Source organism: Streptomyces sp. NPDC002125, assembly GCF_053593715.1.
The window spans coordinates 280,434-296,604 of record NZ_JBSFDD010000006.1 but is presented as its reverse complement, the minus strand read 5'-3'; the positions used below and the strand labels follow the sequence as shown (position 1 = coordinate 296,604).

General features: G+C 71.1%; 11 protein-coding genes. 4 read left to right on the top strand and 7 right to left on the bottom strand.

Annotated elements, in window-relative coordinates:
• Nucleotides 1-23 precede the first annotated feature (23 nt).
• The gene (locus tag ACWCQM_RS13930; protein ID WP_450915515.1) at nt 24-500 is read right to left on the bottom strand and encodes a hypothetical protein; all 477 of its coding nucleotides are present in this window, start codon (nt 498-500) and stop codon (nt 24-26) included.
• A gap of 116 nt (nt 501-616) precedes the next feature.
• Here ACWCQM_RS13930 and ACWCQM_RS13925 point away from each other — a divergent pair, with 116 nt between their 5' ends.
• Together ACWCQM_RS13925 and ACWCQM_RS13920 are read left to right on the top strand one after the other, a co-directional pair.
• Nucleotides 617-2,554 (top strand): hypothetical protein, encoded by a 1,938-nt coding sequence (locus ACWCQM_RS13925; RefSeq protein ID WP_450915514.1) that lies wholly within the window; start codon nt 617-619, stop codon nt 2,552-2,554.
• Nucleotides 2,555-2,634: 80 nt separating this feature from the next.
• Nucleotides 2,635-3,372, top strand: a complete 738-nt coding sequence (locus ACWCQM_RS13920) for a TetR/AcrR family transcriptional regulator (protein WP_450915513.1) — start codon at nt 2,635-2,637, stop codon at nt 3,370-3,372.
• Here ACWCQM_RS13920 and ACWCQM_RS13915 read toward each other — a convergent pair.
• The 3 genes from ACWCQM_RS13915 to ACWCQM_RS13905 all read right to left on the bottom strand — a co-directional run bounded on the left by ACWCQM_RS13915 (nt 3,357) and on the right by ACWCQM_RS13905 (nt 11,040).
• Nucleotides 3,357-3,707: a 5-carboxymethyl-2-hydroxymuconate Delta-isomerase gene (locus tag ACWCQM_RS13915; protein WP_450915512.1), complete on the bottom strand. Its 351-nt coding sequence runs from the start codon at nt 3,705-3,707 to the stop codon at nt 3,357-3,359. The genes ACWCQM_RS13920 and ACWCQM_RS13915 overlap by 16 nt on opposite strands.
• A 197-nt stretch (nt 3,708-3,904) precedes the next feature.
• A complete protein-coding gene (pulA, locus tag ACWCQM_RS13910; RefSeq protein WP_450915511.1) occupies nt 3,905-9,211 on the bottom strand; it encodes a pullulanase-type alpha-1,6-glucosidase in 5,307 nt (1,768 codons plus the stop codon).
• 98 nt (nt 9,212-9,309) lie between these two features.
• Nucleotides 9,310-11,040: a carbohydrate-binding module family 20 domain-containing protein gene (locus ACWCQM_RS13905; RefSeq protein ID WP_450915510.1), complete on the bottom strand. Its 1,731-nt coding sequence runs from the start codon at nt 11,038-11,040 to the stop codon at nt 9,310-9,312.
• 422 nt (nt 11,041-11,462) lie between these two features.
• Between ACWCQM_RS13905 and ACWCQM_RS13900 the strand changes: the two genes are divergently transcribed.
• Complete coding sequence (locus ACWCQM_RS13900; RefSeq protein ID WP_450915509.1) at nt 11,463-11,924, top strand: hypothetical protein; 462 nt, start codon at nt 11,463-11,465, stop codon at nt 11,922-11,924.
• Nucleotides 11,925-11,947: 23 nt separating this feature from the next.
• On the opposite strand, the gene ACWCQM_RS13895 is transcribed toward ACWCQM_RS13900, so the two are convergent.
• Nucleotides 11,948-12,946: a GlxA family transcriptional regulator gene (locus tag ACWCQM_RS13895; RefSeq protein ID WP_450915508.1), complete on the bottom strand. Its 999-nt coding sequence runs from the start codon at nt 12,944-12,946 to the stop codon at nt 11,948-11,950.
• A gap of 142 nt (nt 12,947-13,088) precedes the next feature.
• Between ACWCQM_RS13895 and ACWCQM_RS13890 the strand changes: the two genes are divergently transcribed.
• The gene (locus ACWCQM_RS13890) at nt 13,089-13,679 is read left to right on the top strand and encodes a cysteine hydrolase family protein (RefSeq protein WP_450915507.1); all 591 of its coding nucleotides are present in this window, start codon (nt 13,089-13,091) and stop codon (nt 13,677-13,679) included.
• Between the two features lie 340 nt (nt 13,680-14,019).
• On the opposite strand, the gene ACWCQM_RS13885 is transcribed toward ACWCQM_RS13890, so the two are convergent.
• A complete protein-coding gene (locus tag ACWCQM_RS13885) occupies nt 14,020-14,979 on the bottom strand; it encodes a hypothetical protein (RefSeq protein ID WP_450915506.1) in 960 nt (319 codons plus the stop codon).
• A gap of 16 nt (nt 14,980-14,995) precedes the next feature.
• Nucleotides 14,996-15,928, bottom strand: coding sequence for a helix-turn-helix domain-containing protein (locus ACWCQM_RS13880; RefSeq protein ID WP_450915505.1), 933 nt, complete (start codon nt 15,926-15,928; stop codon nt 14,996-14,998).
• Nucleotides 15,929-16,171: the final 243 nt, after the last annotated feature.

The following is a 16,171-nucleotide window of genomic DNA, read 5'->3' as shown; positions in this document are numbered from 1 at the left end:
GTCCGCCTCACGAACCTGCGCGGTCAGCTCCCGTGGTGACCGGAGTGCCCGTCCTCGCTCCCCCCACCCCCACCGTTCCCGGTGTGGTGCGGCGAGGCGGTCTCCACCGTCCCCCCGAGCCGGCCGCGCAGCGCCGCGACCACGTCCGGATCGCCGACGGCGACCCACTTGCGGCCGACCAGATACGAGCCGCCGTAGTCGTTGGCCTCGTTGAGCCACTCCCGCTGGCCCCGGTCGGTCGCGAAGGTGGCGAGCACCCAACGCCCGTCCTTCGTGGTGCAGTTGGCCTGCCTGAGCTCCTCGGCGTCGGTCTGCACGTTCGGCTCGCAGTCCGCCTTCGACGCGAGCTGCTCCAGGGTCCCGCTCGCGGTCGTCGGCACGGCGGGCCCCTCGTCGCCGTCCGCTCCCCCGCCGCACCCGGTGAGCAGGGCAAGCCCCGCCAGTACGGCCGCAGTTGCCCGGCGGGCCCGCGCTCCTCGCCACTCCAGCTGCTCCACCATCCGGCCATGGTGCCCCGTCCCCCCGCGGCGCGGGGGGCGAACGCGGGAACCTCCTCGGTCGCCCCGGGGCGCGCACGCCGGAGTGACCATCGCACCATTCGCTCGTTCTGCTGAACATGCCCCCACTGCGAGCAGTACCGCCTCCCGCCGGCCGCCCGTTCGCGGGGCGGCTCGCCGGGAAGCGGGCCGAGAGCGAGCCCGCCGAGCACTACGCGCGGCTGGTCCGGATCGCCTATCTCGTGCTGGCGCCCTCCCGGGGCCGCAACCGCCGGGTGCTGTCCGCCCACTGGCTGGCCCAGCGGGCGCTGGCCGGGGGCCAGGGGCCCGAGCCGGGGCGCGCGTACGCCCATGTGCGGCTCCAGGTGGTGCGTTCCGCGCTGGAGGCGGGGCTGCCGCTGTTCCGGCTCGCCCGGCCCCGGCGGGCCCAGTTCCCGCCGCTGGTCCCGCAGGTGTGGGGGCTGCGGCTGTTCCCGCACTCCTGCGGGGCGGACGAACTGGCCCTGGAGCAGGCGCTGGCCGGGGTGTCGGGGGCGTGCAGGGCCGCCCATGTGCTGCGGGGGCTCGAAGGGCTCGACGACGCCGAGGTGTGCCGGGTGCTCGACGCGGCGGGCGTCACCGACCCGCGGGCGGCGCTGCTGGAGGCGGATGTGCTCACGGCGCCCCACGCGCTGCTGGCCTCGCCGGAGTTCGACCCGTGCTCCTTGCAGGTCCGCCCGGCCGACCCGGTCCGGCGCCGGCGGCGCGGGCGCACCCTGCTGGCCGCGTGCGCCGCGCTGCTGGTCTGCGGGACGCTGCTGCTGATGCCCGGGGACGGCCTGGGAGGGCCCGACGCGGTGTCCGGGCCGCGCTACTCCCGCCACCACACCGCCGAACAGGCCCTGGATCCGGGTGAGCTGCGCCGGGTTCCGGCGAACCTCTGGCGCGGCTCGGCCCGGAGGGACTTCACGGTCTGGCCCACGCGCGGCGACCGGACCGGGGACACCGGGCTGCTGGGCCGCGCCCTCGCCGCCTGGGCGCGGCCCGGGGATGCGGTGGTCTCGTCGGCGACGCCCGGGACGCCCGACGGCCCGCCGATGGGCCCGCCGCAGCTGCTGTACGCGGGCGAGGTCGGCCAGGCGGCCGTGGTGCTCTTCCACGACGGGCTGCGCGTCGTGCGCTACGCCGAGGCGCGCAACGCCGATCCGTCCCGGGGTGCGGTGCTGGACTTCGCCCGGGTGGACGGCGCGGACGCGGTCACGGCGAGCGCGCTGGTGGTGCAGCGCCGCGAGGGGCGGGTCCGCTATCTGACGGCGCCCTGGGTGCGGGAGGTCGCCGTACGCGATCTGCTGGCGCCGCGCGGGGCGGCGCTGCCGCTGCGCCGGGACGGTGCCGGGGTGACGGACCCGCTGGCCGGGCCGGTGCGTGTGCGGGGCGGTACGGACGCGGGTGCGCGGGACTGCCGTTCCTGGCCGGCGCTGGAGGTGCGGGACGGCTCGGCGGCCCGGCTGATGACGGATCTGGGCGAGCTCACCCCCGTACGCCTGACCTCGGGCGCGCCGTCCGCCCCGCACGACGTGGCGGGCGCGGCGGAGCGGGAGAGCTGGGCGCGCACCGCCTGCCTGCTCCCGGCGGTGCGGTCCAACGGCGTGCGTACGGTGAACTCCTGGCCCTACGCGAAGCAGCGGCTGCCCGAGGGCGAGGGGGACGCCTGGTGGTTCTGCACCAGGGCGGACACCTGGCGGGGCACGGGGAGCAGGGTGCTGGCGCAGTTCCAGGCGCCGCCCGAGGTGTCGGGCGGCGACGGGGCGCCGGGTGCGGTCGCGGCCCGCGCCGAGGACTCCCCGGACTGCGGGATACGCAGGCCCCGGGTGCTGGCGGGCGTGCTGTGGAAGTCGGACGGCGGCCGGTGGTACGTACTGGCGGCGGGCTCACGGCAGTTCGCGTCCCTGACGGCGACGGGCGGGGTGCGGGGCCGGGCCGAGGGGCGGCTGCTGGCGCTGCCCGCCAGGGAGGGTGACCGGGCACGGCTGGACGGGCTGCTGGAGGACGGCAGCCGGGTGGGCGCGCTGCACTGAACGCCTTCGGTACGGGCGGGGAACTGCCTGGTGGGAGTGCGCCGGAGGGCCTCGGTCCCGCCCCGGTTAGGCTGTCCGGCATGACGACCGGTGTGCGGCGCAGGATGGGCGTCGAAGAGCGCAGAGCACAGTTGATCGGCGTCGCGCTGGAGTTGTTCAGCCACCGCTCGCCCGACGATGTGTCGATCGACGAGATCGCGGCGGCTGCGGGCATTTCACGTCCGCTCGTCTATCACTACTTCCCGGGGAAGCGCAGCCTGTACGAGGCCGCGCTGAAGCGGGCCGCCGACGAGCTGGCCGCCCGCTTCCTGGAGGCGCACGAAGGGCCCCTGGGGGCGCGGCTGATCCGGGTGATGCACCGGTTCTTCGACTTCGTCGAGGAGCACGGGCAGGGCTTCGCCGCGCTGATGCGGGGTGGCCCCGCGGGCGGTTCGTCCACGGCGAACGCCCTGGTCGACGGGGTGCGGCAGGCGGCGTACACACAGATCATCGCGCACCTCGGTGTCCCGCACCCGCCCGCGCGGCTGGAGCTCGTGGTGCGGTCCTGGGTGTCGCTGGCGGAGTCGACGGCCCTGCTGTGGCTGGACGGCAGGTGCATCCCGCGCGCCGAGCTGGAGTTGCAGCTCGTGCACGACTTCGCGGCGCTGGCGTCGGTGAGCGCGGCGTACGACCAGGAGATGGCCGGGATCATGCTGCGGGTCTTCGCCCAGGAGCCGGCGGACGGGCCGTTCGACGAGCTGCTGAAGCGGCTCGCCGTCCTGGCGCCCGCCGCGCCGGGTGTCCCGCCGCAGCGCCGGCCCGTTCAGCCCTTGCGGTAGGAGGCGTCCAGGTCCCGGATCTCCGCCGAGGCGTGCACGCTGAGGCCGTCGACGGGCTTGAGGTGCCCCGCGAGCAGCTCGATGACGGCCTCCGTCAGCTGCGCCTTGATCTCGGGGGTGCGTCCGGGCAGCATCGCGATGGCGACGTTCACGACGGCGTCGCCCGTCCCCGCGTCACCGGCGACGAAGGTCTCGGCGCGGCGGAACCGGGTCTTGCAGGCGGCGGTCTTCGTGGACACGGTCTCGGCGACGAGCGGGTGGAGGGCCAGGGCGAAGCCACGGCGGTCGAAGCTGTCGTCGAGCTCGGCCGAGTAGTCGACGGTGATCTGTGGCATCGAGCGCTCCTGTGGGCGAATGCGGTACGGGTACGTATACGTGTACGGCGTGCATGCACGTGTACGGCTTCAGCTTCGCGTGATCGCGCCGTCCGCACAAGGGAGCCCCGCCGCGCGGCCCGTCCGGCGGAAAGGGGCCGGCCCCGGCCCCGCCCCCTCTCGGGGTGCGGGGCCGGGGCCGGCCGGGGCGCGGGGTCTCAGCGCAGGCTGTAGACGGCGACCGTGCGGCCCGGGACGGTGAAGCTGCCCGAACCGGTGTCGTACGACGCCTTCTTGACCGTCGCGTCGGAGCCCGACGCCTGGACCGGGTGCAGGGCGTATCCCTTGCCGGCCAGCTCGGGGACCTTCTGGCTCTGCGTCGCCGGGGTGGCGTTCATGACGACGACCAGCGAGCCCAGCCGCATCGTGATGACCCCGGGGGTCTCCTGCTTCCCGGACAGCGGGAAGGAGAGGGTGTCCTGCACCTGTGCGGTGGTGGAGAGACCGAAGTCCTTCTCCGTGGTGCGGATCGTGAGCAGGTCCTGATACGCGGCGGACGCGCCCGTGATCTGCGCGCACCCGGGGGTGAGCGCGGCGGAGGTCAGCAGCGGCTTGCCGTAGGACCACTTGTCCTTGTTGTCGGCGGCCGGGGGCAGCCCCCGGCCGAAGCCGTTGCCCTTGCGGCAGTCCCAGTGCAGCGCGTTGAACCAGTCGCCGCTGTCGTAGGAGTTGCGGTCCAGCGACTTGGAGCGCAGCAGGTCGGTGCCCGCCTGGGAGAGCGAGGGCCCCTGGGAGAGCGCCGCCGTGGCCATCGCCAGCACCTGCATGCGGGCCCGTTCGGCGGCCGTGGTGTCCACCGGGAGCTTGAAGGCGAGGGCGTCGTAGAGGGTCTCGTTGTCATGGGCGTCGGCGTAGGCGAGGGCGTCGCCGGGCGCGGCCGCGTATCCGGCGGGCGCCCCGTTGTAGTCGACGGCCGAGCCCTTGACCGTGCGGCCCTGGGTGTCGGTGAAGGTGTAGTCGGCGAGGTTGCCGGTGAGGCCGACCTTGATCAGGTCCTGGTAGTGGAGCAGCCGGGCCTTCTGTTCGGCCTCGGTGCCGTTGGCCGCCGAGGTGTTGGGGTCGGTGTAGAGGCCGGAGGCGAAGCCCTGGACGCGCGGGTCCTCGTCGAAGGGGCCGCCGCCGCGCACGGCGTCACGGGCCCGGTCGGAGAAGGTCGCGATGCCGGTGCCGGCCATGTTCTTCTGGGTGGCCTGGACGAAGCGGGCGTCGTCGGCGATCTCGCCGAAGTTCCAGCCCTCGCCGTAGAGGATGATCTTCTTCCCGTCGACGCCGTCCTTGGCGACGGTGAGCTCGTCGAGGGCCTCGCGGACCGCGAGGATGTTGGCCTTGGGGTGGTGTCCCATCAGGTCGAAGCGGAAGCCGTCGACCTTGTACTCCTTGGCCCAGGTGACGACGGAGTCGACGACGAGCTTGCCCATCATGGTGTTCTCGGGCGCGGTGTTGGCGCAGCAGGTCGAGGTGGCGACGGTGCCGTCCTCCAGGAGCCGCTGGTAGTAGCCGGGCACGATCCTGTCGAGGACCGACTTGTCGTCCTGGCCGGAGGCGACGGTGTGGTTGTAGACGACGTCCATGACGGTCCGCAGTCCGGCCTTGTTGAGCCCCTGGACCATCTGACGGAACTCGGTGGTGCGCTTCGTGCCGTCGGGGTCGGAGGCGTAGGAGCCCTCGGGGACGGTGTAGTGCAGCGGGTCGTAGCCCCAGTTGAAGGCGTCCTTCGCGGCGGCCTTCGTCACACAGGCCTGCTGCTCCTCGGAGTCGGGGGCGTAGACGGAGAGGTCGCAGGCTGGCTTCTGCTGGTCCGACTTCTTCTCGGGGATCGTCCCGATGTCGAAGGCGGGCAGCAGGTGCACATAGCTGGTGCCGGAGTCCGCGAGCTCCTTGAGGTGCTTCATCCCGTCGGAGCCGGTGTCGGTGAAGGCGAGGTACTCACCGGGGTGCTTCGAGGTCGTGTCGGTGACCGAGAAGTCACGGACGTGCAGTTCCTGGATCTGGGCGTCCCGCATCGGTACGGCGGCGGGCTTCTTCAGGGCGGACCAGCCGCTCGGCGCGAGCTTCGGGTCCTCCAGGTCGACGACGAGGCTGCGGGCCGAGTCGGCGGTCAGGGCGGTGGAGTAGGGGTCGGTGACCTTGTTGGTGACCAGCTTCTGGACGCTCGGCGCCCACACCTGGACGGCGAAGCGGTAGGGCTTGCCCGTCCAGGACTTCTTGCCCGTCACCGACCAGACGCCGGTGCGGTCGTCGCGCCGCATCGGGACGGTCTTCCCGTCGAGTTCGAGCGAGACCGTGCGGGCGGTGGGCGCCCAGACGGAGAGCGTCGGGCTGCCCTCGCGGAAGACGGGGCCGAGGGCGGCGCCGCTCGCGGCCTTCCCGTACAGGTCGTCCAGGACACCGGCCGTCTGTACGCCGGTGGCGGCGAGCAGGGCGCCGTTGGCGGCGCGCTGGGTGGCGATCAGCTGGCCCCGGAGGGACTCGCGGACGCGGTCGCGGTCCCGGGTGTCGACGGTGAAGGCCGGATAGTCCTTGAGGTGCGGGTACTTCGCCTTCTGTGCGTCGGTGAGCGCGGTGGCGCCGAGCCGCAGCCACTGCCCCTCGTCGGAGAGGGCGCCGTCGACGACGGAGATCCCGCCGTTCTTCGCGTAGACGAGCTGCTGGCTGGTGGCGTCGGTCGCCTTGACCTTCCAGACGACCGTGTTCGCGTCGATCCACTGCGCCTCGGCCTTGGTGAGGTCGGGTGTGGGCACGCCGCCGGCCTGGGGCAGGAGGTAGCCGGGCTTCCCGCCGAGCATCCAGACCTCGTGGCCGTACGAGGCGATGTCCAGGGACTGGTCGCTCGGGAGGTCCTTCTCGTCGCCCTTGTGGAGGATGTAGCTGAGCGAGGTGGCGCCGTCGGTGAGCGGGACCTCGAAGGTCACGCCGTACGCGTCGGTCTTCACGGGCTGAAGCGGCTTGGCCCAGTCCGTGGGCGAGGCCGCGCCGGTCCAGGTGTGCAGTCCCCAGCCGTCGTAGTCGCCGTCGGCGCGGTGGTAGTGCAGGACGGCCTTGGTGGTGTCCTGCGGCGCGGTCTCGGGTGCCTCGGTCTCCTGTCCGTCCTTGCCCTGCTCGACCCAGACCTGACCGGTCTTCGCGAGGTCGACGGTGCGCTCGGGGCCGTCGGCGGTGCCGGCCTTCTCGACCGTGTACGGGACGGAGGAGGTGCCCTCGTCGAGGTCGATCCAGGCGAAGGCGCCGTAGGCGTCGCGGCCGATGAAGTCGGCGGTCCTGCCGCCGGACTTCAGCTGCCAGCCCTCGTAGTCGCCGTCGGCGCGCTTGTAGTGGACGACGGCCTGGTCGCGGTCGACGGCGACGGGCTTCTGCGCGGGCGGGGCCTGGCCCGCGGTCGTGGAGGCGAGGGCACTCGCGGTGCGTCCGGCGCGGTCGACGACCACGGCCTTGTAGCGCAGCGGGGTCCCGGCCTTCACCGAGCTGTCGATGTGCTGGGTGACCTTGTACGGGGCGTGGTCGGCGGAGCCGAGGGTGGTCCACCTGCCGTCGCCGGTCTGCGCGGCGAAGACGACGCGGTTGAGGTCGCCGCCGTCCACGTCGGCGGTGAGTTCGACGGTGCCGGTGGCTCCGGCGGCCGGGGCCTTCAGGGTGAGCGAGGGCTTGGCGGCGGGGCTGCCGAGCTGCTTGTCGGCGCGGAGCACGATGCTGGACAGCGCGGGCACGGTGACCTCGACGGTCTTGTCCGCACCGCTGCGGACGGTGCCGGAACCGCCGTACAGCGTGCGGAAGTTCATGCCCGCGGACTCGGTGGCGAGCTCGACGGTCCTCGCCTCGGTGCCGTTGTTGGTGGCGACGAGGTATTCGTAGGGCCGCTTGGCGTCCGTGCGCGAGAAGGCGTAGACCGAGTCCTTGGCGTAGCGCTCGGTCTGGGTGCCGTCGCGCAGGGCCGGGTGCTCCCGGGTGAGCTTCGACAGGGCCGCTATGGAGCGGTAGACCGGGTGCGTGGTGTCGTACGCGTCGGAGGCGTGCGTGCGGTCGGTGCCGAGCTGGTCGTCGTCGAGGTAGTCGGCGGTCTTCGACGCGAAGAGCGTCTGGCGGGCGTCCTTGTCGCCGCCCGCACCGGTGAAGCCCTGCTCGTCGCCGTAGTAGATCACCGGGTTGCCCCGGCCGAGGAACATCAGCTCGTTGGCGAGGCGGGCCCGGTCCAGGAGCTCGGCGTCGGAGGCCTTCGGGTTGTCCTGCTTCAGGAAGGTGCCGATCCGGCCCATGTCGTGGTTGCCGAGGAAGGTCACCTGCTCGTAGGCGTTGGCCTTGTCGGTGGTGTAGCGGTAGTCGTCACCGTAGACCGCGGCGAGCTTGGAGGCCGGGGCGCCCTGGGAGGCGTACTGCCGGGCGGCCTCCTGGAAGGGGAAGTCGAGCGTCGCGTCGAGCCTGCCCCGCGTCACATAGGGCGAGGTGATCGCGGTGTCGGCGGAGTAGACCTCGCCGAACATGAAGAAGTCGTCCCGGCCGTGCTTCGCCGCGTAGCCGTCGAGCGCGGTGGCCCACTGGGTCCAGAAGTCGAGGTCGACGTGCTTGACGGTGTCGATGCGGAAGCCGTCGATGTCGAAGTCGCGGACCCACTTCTCGTAGATCTTCTCCATGCCGGAGACGACCTCGGGGCGCTCGGTCCACAGGTCGTCGAGGCCGGAGAAGTCGCCGTACTCGGTGGACTCGCCCGCATAGGTCGAGTCACCCCTGTTGTGGTACATCGTGGTGTCGTTGAGCCAGGCGGGGACCTTCTCGCCCGTGTTCTGCGGGGTGTACGGGAAGGAGTCCTCGTCCACCTCCTCGACGCCCCGGGTGTCGTCGAACGGCCTGCCCTGCTCGTCGAGGTACGGGAAGGCGCCCTTGGGCTTGTAGCCGTACTTCTTCTCGGCGTAGTCGACGGTGTCGGCGGTGTGGTTGGTGATGACGTCGAAGAAGACCTTCATGCCCTTGCCGTGGGCCTTGTCGATCAGCTTCGTGAGGTCGGCGTTGGTGCCGAAGTGGGGGTCGACCTGGGTGAAGTCGGTGATCCAGTAACCGTGGTAGCCGGCCGAGGCGTTGTCCCCTGTGCCCTGCACGGGACGGTTCTTGAAGATCGGGGCGAGCCAGATCGCGGTGGTGCCGAGCCCCTTGATGTAGTCGAGCTTCTGGGTGAGGCCCTTGAGGTCCCCGCCCTGGTAGAACCCCTTGTCCGTGGGGTCGAAGCCGGTCTCCAGCCGCGAGCCGGTCAGACCGCCCCGGTCGTTGGAGGTGTCGCCGTTGGCGAAACGGTCCGGCAGCACGAAGTAGAACTGCTCGCGGGTCAGGTCGTGCCTGGCCGGCTCCTTGGCGAGGGCCGCGTCCGATGGCGGGGCGGGAGGTCTGGGCGCGGCGGACGCGGTGGCCGCCGGTACGACGGGCAGCAGCGCAGCGCACAGTGCGGCTACGGCCCCCCGCCGGAGGGTGGTTCGGGACACGGGAGGGTTCTCCTCGGCTTTCGGGGATCAGGCTGGTGTGGAGCGGTGCGGGCCGGGGACGCTCACCCTCGCGTCCCCGGCCCTGGTGGTGTGTGCGGTCAGCTGCGCCAGACGTCGGCGGTCAGCGTGACCTTGCCGGAGGCCGGCACGGTGGCGGTGCGGTTGGCGCCGCTCTCCCAGGTGACGTTGCCGCTCGCGTCCTTGCGGATGTACTTGTATGCGAAGGACGTGCCCGCGGGCAGGGCGACATCGAGCTTCCAGACGGGGTACGTCGCCGGGTCGAGCTTGAGCGCGCTGCCGGGGGCCCAGTTGCCGAGCGCGGCCTGGTCGCCGGTCACGTAGATGTTCTGGCCGAGCTGGGTGGTGGCGTTGACGCCGAAGGAGGCGCCGGAGTCACCGGTGCCGGGGCCCGGGTCGGGGGTGGTGCCGCCGCCGGTGCAGGTGCGGGCGCCGGTGTGCAGGGCGAGTGCGGTGTTGGCGCCGAGGGTGGCGGTGAACTGCCCTGAGCTGTTGACCGTGACGCCCTTGCCGGTCTGGACGTCGCAGTAGTCGCCGGCGGGCAGCGAGGTCTGGAAGGTCCGGCTCAGCGAGGAGCCCTCGTGGTTGATGGCGACGTACGCCTTGGAGCCCCGGCCGAAGGCGATCTGGTCGCCGCCGTTGTCCCACCAGTTCGTGACGGCCTGGCCGCGGGCGGTGTTGCGGAAGCCGACCATGGAGGAGATCTCGCGCCAGGCGTGCTGGCACTTCCAGCCGTCGCTGTAGCAGGCGTTCACCTGGCCGCCGTTGGGCGGTCCCGCGTCCTTGTCGGACCACTCGTAGCCGGAGTGGACGTCCGGGGAGCCGTAGGGGTAGGCCAGCATGAAGACGCTCGCGAGGGTGTAGTTCGCGCCGTCCTTGTAGTTCAGGGTGTCGCCGCCGCGCTCGGTGTCGTGGTTGTCGACGAAGACGGCGGACCTGCCGGACTCCATGAAGCCCCAGCCCTCGCCGAAGTTCTTCAGGTTGGCGAGGTTCTCGTTGTTGAAGACCTGCTTGAGGCTGCGGCCGTAGCGGAACTCCTGGACGTCGCCGCTGCCGAGGTACTCGGAGGGCGAGACGGCCTCCCCGGCTCCGTATATCGCCTCGTGCTTCCAGTACACACCGGTGTTGCTCAGCCTCGACTTGATGTTGGCGAGGTCGGCGGCCGGCATGTGCTTGGCGGCGTCGATGCGGAAGCCGTCCACGCCGAGGGAGAGCAGGTCGTTGAGGTACCCGGCTATCTTCCCGCGTACGTAGTCCTCGCCCGTGTCCAGGTCGGCGAGACCCACGAGCTCGCAGTTCTGGACGTTGCCCCGGTCGCCGTAGTTGTTGATCTGCGACTGGCAGTCGTTCATGTCGTTGACCGAGTAGAGGCCCGGGTAGTCGTACTTGGTGTACGAGGAGCCGCCGGTGCCGGTGCCGGACCCGGCCGACATGTGGTTGATGACCGAGTCCGCGATGACCTTGACGCCCGCGGCGTGGCAGGTGTTCACCATGTTCGCGAAGGCCGTACGGTCACCGAGGCGCCCGGCGATCTTGTAGCTGACCGGCTGGTACGAGGTCCACCACTGGCCGCCCTGGATGTGCTCCTGGGGCGGCGAGACCTGGACGAAGCCGTAACCGGCGGGGCCGAGGCTGTCCGTGCATGCCTGGGCCACGGAGCTGAACTTCCACTCGAACATCACCGCGGTGACGTCCTTCTCGCCGGGCGGCGCGGCCTGTGCCGTACCGGCGGCGCCGAGCCCGGCGGGGAGGGCGAGGACTGCGGCACCCATGGTGAGGGCGAGCGCGCCAGACAAGGGTCTGCGTGCCATGACTTTCCTCCTGCGGTGGGGGAAGTGCGGGGATGGCGGAGCAGCCTCACATGGCAACGCGCCGTGCCCTCAAGGCTCATGAAGCTTCTTGCAGCAAGGATGCAAAAGCCCGTGCGCAGCAGACCGTACGAGCCTGGCCTGTCCCGGTCAACCCCCTGGACACGACGCGATTACGTCCCGCTCACATCCTCGAAATACTGGAGATTTCTTCCTGCAAGGACTTACGCAAGATATTGCGGTCCTGTTAAGTTCGTAGCGACTCCGGCCCGGTCGGCCGGGGGTCCGGTCCGCCGGATCCCACGCGCCCGGCCGACCGGGCCGGTCACGCCAAGGAGAGGCCCCGACGTCGCTTCCCCGCCGGCCCAATCCTGGGCCGACCGACGGGCCTCTCCTGCGCGTTGCCCGGCTATGCTCACCGTCCCATGAGCACCGGACGCCCCCTGCGCACCCGTGAACGGGTCTTTGTACGCATAGCCGTCGTCTTCGTCCTGCTCGTCGCGCTCGGCGGCGGAATGGGCCTGGCCGCCGAGGGATTCGAAGGCCGCACCGCCCTGCGGGACGGCCCCGTCGGTGCCCTGGCCCCCACCGACCGCGACTGCGGCAAGGAGTCGTGCAGCTGGATCGGCACGTTCACCAGCGCCGACGGCACGGTCACCGAGCGGGACGTCGACCTGCGGGACGATGTCGACGTCAGCCGCGGCGAGGCGATGCCGGGTGCGATCGACGGCGTACGGCTGGCGGAGGACACCGGGACCGCTTACACCGCCGACTACGGCTGGCGCGCACCGATCGCGAAGGGCGCCACGCTGGCCGTCGTGGGCCTGGCGATCGCGACGGGCCTGATCCTGATGCTGCGCCGCCGCCGGGCCGCCGTGTCACCCTGAGGCAGCCTTCACGGCAGCGCTCTTCAGCCTCGGGCCCCGCCGGCCCTGAAGCGGCGCCGGTACTCGGTCGGTGTGGTGTCGAGTCTGCGGCGGAACGCCCTGACGAGGGTGTCGACGGTGCCGAATCCACACAGGGAAGCGATGTGTTCGATCGTGGAGTCGGTGGTTTCGAGCCGGCTCCGCGCCACCTCGACACGGGCCGATTCGACGTAGGCGTGCGGGGTCGTGCCGAGTTCGGTCTTGAAGATCCGGGTGAGCTGCCGGTCGCTGATGTGGGCGTGTCCGGCGAGGTCCGCGACGGTGAGCGGCTCGCCGATGTTGCGCATGACGTGGAGGCGGAGGTCCTCGATGCGCCGCGTCATGGACGGCTGTTCCAGGGGAACGCTGAACTGGCTCTGACCGCTCGGCCGTTTCAGATACATCACGAGTTGCCGCGCGACGCTCAACGCGACGGCTTCTCCCAGGTCGTCGGCGACGAGGGCGAGTGACAGATCGAGGCAGGCGCTGATCCCCGCACCGGTCCACACGTCGCCCTCGCGGATGAAGATCGGATCGGCGTCGACCTCGACGGCCGGATGGTCGGCGGCGAGCTGCTGGGCGGTGGACCAGTGGGTGGTGGCGCGTCTGCCGTCGAGGAGCCCGGCGGCTGCCAGGATGTGCGCTCCGACGCAGACGGAGGTGATCCGCCTGCTGCGCGGGGCGAGTTCCTTCACCCGTGCCACCACGCTCGGGTCGGTGAGCGGGTGCACGCGGCGACGGCTGTCGACCTCGACCGCGCCGGGCACGATCAGGGTGTCGATGCTCGTCGTGGACAGATCGCCGAAGGTGACGTCCGGGAGGACGCGCACCCCGGCACCGGTGGTGACCGGGTCCATGGTCTCGGCGGCGAGGACCACGTCGTAGCCCGCCGCCTCGTCCGATTCGCGGCGTGCGAGGGAGAACACCTCCGGGGGGCCTGTGACATCGAGCAGGTCCACTCCGTCGAAGAGGACGATGACGATCAGCCGTCGGACGGTACTCATGGGACTCCCGGGGCCGGTCAAGTCGATGTCGGTTTCTGCAGGTTAGACGACATTGCCGACACGCAGTGGTGGCCATAGCGTCATTGGTGCAGGTCATCGCCCCGGTGAGCTGCCCCGACACTCGATCCCCAGGTGGTTCCCCATGCCCAGAACGACGCTGCGCCGACTCAACGGTCTCGACGACACCCCCGCGAAGCTCGCCGCATCGACCCTGGTTCTCGTCGACTACCAGAACACCTACACGACCGGCGTGATGGAACTGGACGGCTGGCAGCCCGCACTGGAGGCCGCTGCCGAGCTGCTGGCACAGGCACGCCAGGAGGGCACCAAGGTCATCCATGTGATCAACGACGGCGGCGAAGGCACCCCGTACGACATCCGGGCCGAGATCGGCCGGATCCACGCCGCTGTCGCGCCGGCCGACGGCGAGACCGTGGTCGTGAAGAAGGCGCCGGACGCCTTCGTCGGTACGGACCTGGGCCGGCATGTCGACGACGCGGGCAACAGCGATCTGGTCATCGCCGGGTTCATGACGCACATGTGCGTCGCCTTCACGGCCCAGGGCGCCTTCCTGCGCGGCAACCGCCCCACGGTCGTGGCCGACGCCTGCGCCACCCGGGCGCTGCCGGTCGTCGGCACCGAACTGGACGCCCGCCAGGTGCACTACAGCGCGCTCGCCACCATCGCCGACCTGTACGGGGTCGTCGTTCCGTCCCGGAAGGAGCTCGCCTGAGGAGTGCCCACCCCTTGCCCGCCGGACGCCCCTGGCGCACGGCGGCCCGGCTCAGTAGGTGTACCCCGGCCAGTGCGGGTCCTCCCAGCGGGCGGGGCCGGTCAGACCGAGCAGCCGTACGCTGTGGAGCAGTTCCGGCGAAGCGCCCTGGGAGCGGAGGCGCGCGGGTGCGTGGCCGGCCAGCCAGGCACACAGTCCCCCGGAGCGGGCGGTACGCGAATATGCCCTGCTCCTCCCGCCGGTGCCGCATCGGCGTGTGCCGACGCGGCACGGGTCACCGCCCGGCGGGCACCTCCTCGTCGAAGATCTCGAGGCGAGATGTGATAGGGCCGACCGGCCATCAGGCGCCTTCGCTGTTCGCCGGCCGGGCGGAGTCCAGCCAGTGCGAGGCGACCGGCACCGGGACAGCGTCATGTCGGTCGCCGGACAGCTCTTCGGTGAAGATTTCGTCACCTGTGTCGGCGACAGCTGCGCGAACCAGCCACTGGCTCAGCAGTTCCGGATCGGTGCAGGCCGTGACCTTGTCGCGGGTCCAATCGCTGATCTCGATGCCACGTGCGCCAAGGACGCGCAAGACATCTTCGGCGCCCCTCTGAGCACGTCCTTCGTCACGGATTTCCTCGGAGAGCGGCGAGGTGTAGAAGGAGAGATCCACGGCCACCAGGTTCCTCCACTGTTGTGCAGCCGGGCGGTTACCCAGGCCTTGTGCGATGAATTCGACGACGGGTCCAGCGATCGCTTCCGGTGTGTCGCGCAGGGCGACGGACATCGTCTTCAGTATCGCATCGACGTCCGGATTGTCAGCGTGTGTGATAGCAGCGAGTGTGGCGAGAGGCAGGTCCTTGCGGGCTTCGGCCACGTTCGTGATGACGGGCATGTTGTGGGGGCCCGCCACGAGAGGCCGGGTCGTGACGGTCGGCCATCCGGGCAGGCCGATGGTGATCGGTCGAGCCGCCCACGTTGCCGTCGCGTGGTCCTGGCAGATCACGAGGAGCAGCACCGGGAGCCGGTACTTGTTGTTGAGGTAGGTGACGTAGTACGGCCAGCTGGCTGTCTTGCCGGGGTCCTTCTTCCCCTGGGCTTCGACGACGAGAAGGAAAGGGCCGCCGTCCTCCGTCACGATGCGCAGGAGCGTGTCCACGCGCCGTTCGAGCGGTTCGGTCTCGGTGAGGTCGACGGTCAGCGGCGCTGCCGACACCAGGGGCGGCAGAGCGAGCCCGAGGACGTCGGAGAGCTGGGAGATGAGGTCCGGGAATTCCTGGAAGATTCGGTGCATCGCTTCGTGCGGTGCGCTGACCATGGGGTTCCATTCTGGATCAGGCGGCTGCGGGCAGGTCGGTGCGGCAGTCGCGGCAGTGGCCGGGGTGGCGCGAGCGGAAGGCCCGGTCGCAGCGGTCACAGTTCTGGAGCGGGATGACGATCACTCCGGGGCGTACGGGGGCCAGCTCGTGGGTGCCGGGGAGCGGAGGCGGCAGGAGCGCCGTGATCCGGTGCCGCAGGAGCTTGGCCGGGTGCTTGAGCGGGACCGGCAGGTCGTGGGTCAGGGCGCGGCGGACGGCCTCCGGGTCGGCGTCCCGCTCCAGCCAGGTGACGACGCCTGGCGCGAGCATCTCGATGTCCCTTTCGGAGAGGACCAGTTGCGGCGCGTGGCGGCGCAGGTCGGCGAGGATCGCGGCGGCCGTCCGCTGAAGCTCCGGGGTGAGCGCCTGCGGCTGCGGAAGCGGCGGGAGCGGCACCGTACGGGCCGTCGGGGACGGCACGGGGACGACCTCCGGCTGGTGTTCCGGCGCGGCTGGTGCGCACTGCGTCTGCGGCGCGGGCGTGGGGGCGAACACCGGCTCGGGCGCCGCCGTACCGCGTACGACCCGGGGCCGAGGGGCAGCGGGTGCGGCAGCGGCCTCCGCGCCCGGCTGGTTGAACGAGACCGTGCGGGTCACGATCCGGCCGTCTGCGAGGCGTACGCGGCTGCGGTGCAGATAGCCCACCGCCTCCAACTCCCTTAGGGCGGCGGCGATCCGGGTCTCGCTCTCCGGGAAGCGGCCCGCCAGATGCTTGATGCCGACCTTCGCCCCGGCGGGCAGCGACTGGATGTGCACGGCGAGGCCGATCGCGACGAGGGAGAGGCCACGGTGCTGCGCCAGGTGGTTGCCGATGACGGTGAAGCCTCCGGCATGCCGGACGTTGCTGTGGATCACGCCGGACGCAACCGGCTGGGCGCACGGGGGCGCGGTAATCTGCTCGGTACCCATCAGGAAGCGCTTCTTCCTCGGTGGTCAGGCCCTCGATCGGGATGCCAGTCCTGTCGGGGGCCGTCTCATGTCTGTGGCGGTCGGGGCGAGCATATGCCCGACAACGCATGCCAAATCCAGCTCAGTTGCCTTATGTCACCCGAGCGAGTGACGAAACGCGCATGACGGCGGGTTGGGGTGGGAAGGGTCATTTTCCCGAGTTCTTTCAAAGCATTTAGCGTCGCGGACCACCACGTCGCGGCC